This window comes from Bradyrhizobium sp. P2_E8 (genome assembly GCF_056403875.1).
On sequence record NZ_JBFUES010000564.1, the window covers coordinates 1 to 4,959 of the forward strand.

The 4,959-nt window shown below is 61.6% G+C and carries 5 protein-coding genes; 2 read left to right on the top strand and 3 right to left on the bottom strand.

Annotated features, from left to right (window positions below; translation table 11 throughout):
- The coding region (locus AC1D00_RS26525) for a tripartite tricarboxylate transporter substrate-binding protein (protein ID WP_477012686.1) at positions 1 to 351 on the top strand (351 nt) is incomplete at its 5' end.
- 77 nt (positions 352 to 428) lie between these two features.
- Here the strand turns inward: AC1D00_RS26525 and AC1D00_RS26530 are convergent.
- The 3 genes from AC1D00_RS26530 to AC1D00_RS26540 all read right to left on the bottom strand — a co-directional run bounded on the left by AC1D00_RS26530 (position 429) and on the right by AC1D00_RS26540 (position 3,993).
- Positions 429 to 806 (bottom strand): response regulator transcription factor, encoded by a 378-nt coding sequence (locus tag AC1D00_RS26530; protein ID WP_027548273.1) that lies wholly within the window; start codon positions 804 to 806, stop codon positions 429 to 431.
- A gap of 86 nt (positions 807 to 892) precedes the next feature.
- Positions 893 to 1,558, bottom strand: coding sequence for a response regulator transcription factor (locus AC1D00_RS26535; protein ID WP_027548274.1), 666 nt, complete (start codon positions 1,556 to 1,558; stop codon positions 893 to 895).
- A complete protein-coding gene (locus AC1D00_RS26540; RefSeq protein ID WP_477012687.1) occupies positions 1,555 to 3,993 on the bottom strand; it encodes a PAS domain S-box protein in 2,439 nt (812 codons plus the stop codon). The genes AC1D00_RS26535 and AC1D00_RS26540 overlap by 4 nt, the downstream gene beginning before the upstream one ends.
- A gap of 708 nt (positions 3,994 to 4,701) precedes the next feature.
- Here AC1D00_RS26540 and AC1D00_RS26545 point away from each other — a divergent pair.
- Positions 4,702 to 4,959, top strand: a 258-nt coding sequence (locus tag AC1D00_RS26545) for a hypothetical protein (RefSeq protein ID WP_477012688.1), incomplete at its 3' end; no start/stop codon positions are given.

Below are 4,959 nucleotides of genomic sequence, written 5' to 3' on the forward strand. Positions count from 1 at the left end.
AACCAGGTCCGCGCCGGCACCATCCGTGCCTACGCCGTCACCGACGACAAGCGCCTGCCCTCGGCGCCCGACATCCCGACCGCTGAGGAGGCGGGCCTGAAAGGCTTCCACATGACGCTGTGGTCGGGCATGTGGGTGCCGAAGGGCACGCCGAAGGAGATCGTGGCCAAGCTCAACGCCGCGGCCGTGGACGCCCTGAACGATCCCGCCGTGAAGAAGCAGCTCGAAAGCCAGGGCCTGGAGATGACGCCGCAGGATCAGCTCACCCCCGAAGCGCTCGGCACCCGCCAGAAGGCGGAGATCGCGAAGTGGTGGCCGATCATCAAGGCGGCCAACATCAAGGTGGATTGAGCGCCTCGCCCCTACTATGTCGCCACGACGATGAGCCGCCGCAGCCTGAGGAGCTATCAGGGGCAGGCGCGGCCAGGTTACATCTTGGACTCCGACAGGGCCGCCTCCAGACATTGAAGCAGAGCTGGCGTGGAAAACGGCTTGGCGAGAAAGCAGCTCGCGCCGGCCTTCAGCGCGCGGTCGCGCACGGCGTCGTCGGGAAAAGCCGTCATGAAGATGAAGGGCGTGATGCGCCCGAGGCTGCGCATATGCATCAACAGCTCGACGCCGCTCATGGCCAACATCTGCACGTCCGCGATCACGCAGGAGGTCGTGTCCAGTTCGGCGGATTGGAGAAATTCGTGAGCGGAACCAAAGGTGTAGACCGTGTATCCACGCGACGTCAGGAGGTTGTTCGTCGCAAGGCGAACGGAGGGATCATCATCAATGACGGAAATGATCGAAGGCACTGACAATATGATCGCTCCTGAACGGGGAGCCGCCGGCCGCGGTTCAGCCGTTTAGGGAAAGTGGGCCCCCGGAGCGAGATTGGAAAGCATACTTAGGTTTGCAGGTGACCCCTATTGCGCGGGATTCCAAGCGCGTCGGTCATTCGGACGAGATCGGCCAATGACTTCGCCTCCATTTTCCGCATGATCTGCCCGCGATAGATCTTCACGGTGATCTCGGCCAATCCAAGTTCGGCGGCGACCTGTTTGTTCATCAGGCCGGATGCAACCAGGGCGAGGACGTCGCGCTCGCGCGCTGTCAGCCCCTCGAAACGGGAGCGCACGCCTGAGATCGACTTCTCCGCATCGCGCCGCCTGCGATCCCGTTCGATCGCCGCCTGTACCGCATCCAGCATGTCCTGATCGCGCACCGGTTTGGTGAGGAAATCGACGGCACCGCTCTTCATGGCTCTCACGGTCATGGGAATATCGCCATGACCGGTGATAAAGATAATGGGCGTGTGAATGTTGGCCTTGGCGAGGTCGGCCTGGAGGTCGAGGCCGCTCGATCCTGGCAGGCGGATGTCGAGCACAAGGCAGCTGGGGACCGCAGGCGGTTTGGCTTCCAAGATCTCTGCCGCTGAACTGAAGGCCTCGACCTTAAGGCCGACCGATTGAAAGAGATTGGTCAGCGCGCGGCGCATCGACGGATCATCATCGACGATCAGGACGATCGGCTCACCCGCGCTCGCCTGGCCTTGCTTGGCATGGTCGGTCACGACGTGTCCCTGTGCTGCAAGGGCAGGGCGATCTGAAATGTTGCACCGCTCCCCTCATTTTGAAAGGCCGAAAGCCGGCCCGCGTGAGCCTCGATGATTGATCGGCAGATCGAGAGTCCCATCCCCAGACCGTCCGATTTCGTCGTGAAGAAGGGGGTGAAGATGCGTTCCTTGACGTCCTTGCCGAGGCCGACACCGCGGTCCGTCACGGTGAGAACCAGGCGGTCGCCGTCGTCGTCGTCGTCCGTCCGGCTCGATCGGATCGCCATTTCGCGCGGGCAGTCGACATTGGCTTGCATGGCTTCGATGCCGTTCATCACCAGGTTAATCAGCACCTGCTGGAGCTGGATCCGGTCGCCGCAAATCTTCGGCAGGTTGGACGCCAACTCCATTCGCACCGACACCCTATGGGTGGCGAGCTCGCGCCGAACGAGCGCCACCGCCTCCCTGACGACTTGGTTGATGTCGAGTGGAACCACTTCGATCTCGGTCTTCTTCGCGAGCGCCCTGATCCGGCGGATCACCTCGCTGGCCCGATTGGCGTCCTCGACGATCCATTCTGCGGAACGGCGCGCGGCCTTCAAGTCGGCGGGTTCGCGATCGAGCCAAGTCATGCAGGCGTCCGCATTGGAAATCACGGCGGCAAGAGGCTGGGTGATTTCGTGGGCAATCGAGGCGGTGAGTTCGCCAAGCGTCGTGACGCGCGTGATATGGGCGAGCTCGGCTTGTGCTTTGCGCAGCGCTTCTTCAGCATGCTCGGCGCGGATCGCCGCCGTTACATCGCTACTGACGCCTCGATAGCCGAGAAAATGACCGTCCGCGTCATGCAGGGGCTTGCCGCTGGTGCGCACGTAAATTGGAGAGCCGTTGCGATCCCTGCCGCGGTAAACCAGATCGCGGAACGGGAGGTGGGCGTCGAGCGTCGCGCGATGCTGCTCCCACTTCCCGGGTTCGAGCTCGGCATCGGGCGGAATGTCCCAGCGCGTCAGGCCGATCAGGGCCGTCGGCGCAGCACCGGCCGGATCGGCGTGTTCCGATATCTTGGTGATACGGTGATCCGGCCCGGTCTCCCAAAACCAGTCCGATGCGGTTTCCGCATAGTCGCGGAATCGCTGCTCGGATGCCTTGAGCTCGTCAAATGCCCTTTGAAGCGCTTCCTTTGCGGCGACCTGGTCGGTGACGTCCACATGGGTACCGATGATTTCCATCACTTCGCCATCGCTGCCGACGATGGGATGTCCTTCGGTATGGACTCGTCGTATCGAGCCGTCTGGGCGCGCAATGCGAAAGTCGATTTCAAAGGGGTCCCTTCGCCGGAGGGCCTGACGTTCCACCTCGATGATCCGTTGGAAGTCCTCGGGGAGGATACGTTCCTGGAAAGCCCGTGCCGGTACATCGATATGGTTCGGCTCAAATCCGAACAGGCGGTAGAGTTCAGCCGATCGGTATGCAAACTCCTGACGGCGCACATCCCAGGCCCAGCTGCTTGTATGGCTGAGCCGTTGCGCCTCGGCCAAATAGGCCTCGCTGCGCCGCAGCCTTTGCTCGGACTCCTTTGCAACCGTGACATCGGTGACGGCCCCGACGAGCTCGATGCGCCCTGATCCATGTTTCAGCGCGCGCGCCACGGAATGGAGGTATTTGACTGATCCATCCGGCATCAGCAGGCGATACTCGTGGTCGAAATCCTCTGCGCGTCGGGAGGCCCGATCGAGGGTCCTGCTGACCGCATCGCGATCCTCCGGATGGATGCGCTGGAAGACAAACTCCAGGGTCGGCTTCACCGCCAGGTCGCACTGGAAGATGCGAAAGGTTTCCCTTGACCAGACGATCGCGCCTGTCGCGACGTTCAGGCCGAAGCTGCCGGTGCGGCTCAGTTCCTGCGCCTGGGCGAGGTAGGCTTCGCTCTGCCGCAGCGCATCCTCCGCCTCCTTGCGCTGGGTGATATTTTCGCAGGCAACCAGCACGATCGGCGTTCCGTCGCCGCGCAGCATCGCCTTGGCGTTTTCACGGACCCAGAGGACCGAGCCGTCCTTCCGGAACTTGCGAATCTCCCAGGTATGCGACTGGTGCAGGGTTTCCAGGGACCGCGCGACGCATCGACGGACGTAGTCGTGGTCCTCCTCGAAGAAGACGTTGAGCACGGACTGGCCAATCAGCTCGGCCGGCGTATAGCCCAGTTGCGCGGCACCGAACGTATTGACGTTGAGCACTGTTCCGGCCGGATCGACCATGAAATACATGACCGGATTGTGCTCGAACACCTCACGCCACTGCCTCACGGCGTCGCGTAGATCGACGGCGTCTTGCCGCGAATCATCCGCGACCGCGGGCTCGTCCTTCTCGCCGTTGCCGAACGATCGAAGCGCCGCAAGGCCGCCGAGCAGGAATTGTGCGGCCGAATTCCCAAATTTCGCAATCTGGCCTGGCATCATCGCAGGCATCCCGGCTCGCTGAGGCCAAGGCAAGTAGAGCACTTTGCAACAAGGGGAGCAATTCCTTACGACTAAAGTGGAATCCGCCCACCGAAACTCGCGGTTGCCGTGCAGCCAGCTGGCTTTGCTTGGTCTAATTGAAGGCAAAGGGCCGGGGAACTACGGGACAAACCTACGTATAGCTCGCGCATTCCTAATCATAGAGCACATTTACCTCCGTACAATTGAGCGGTCCGTTGTGTGCGGACTAGTCTCACGACCAATCGAGGGGATGCGATGTGCAAGGCACGAGCCAGCGATTTGCGCGATGTGCTGCTCATAGAGCCAAGCTCTGCGTCCGATACTCCGAATTGCCGCATGATTGGCGGGTCGTGATTGAGAGACCGCATTTTCAATAACGAGCGTGGATGGCCGTGCACCGACGCACGAGCGTAGCCACGATCATGACAGACAGGAGTAGAGCATGATGTGCGATAGCCCTGAACACCCCGAGCGCGGTCCTGTTGTAAAAGGCTGTGCTGTCTGTAACGGCAAGTTTGGCCTGATCCGATATTATTCCTGGCGAACGCCGCTGTGCTCCAGAAGGTGTCTCGATCGCTTCAGGGCGCGCCGCGAGCGCGACCGCCRATGGCTGTTTCGATTTCAGGCGGCGTGAGTCCGAAATTCTGAACGGGGGGCTGCGTGCTGAACCGTGCTTGCAAACTCCTCTTGACGATTGCGCTGTCGCTTCCGTCGCTGACCGGAGTGAAGGCCGAGGAGCTTGGACAGGATGCACATCGTCATCATCCGCCCCAGGATCAGCTGCTGCACGAGAAGTTCTATTCGAGCTGGCACATGCCGGACAATCCGGTGCTGAGTTGCTGCAACAGCGCGGATTGCTATCCGACGGAGATACGGTACGTCGACGGCAGGATCTACGCACGGCGCCGGGAAGACGGGAAGTACATCCTCATCCCGTCCCAGAAG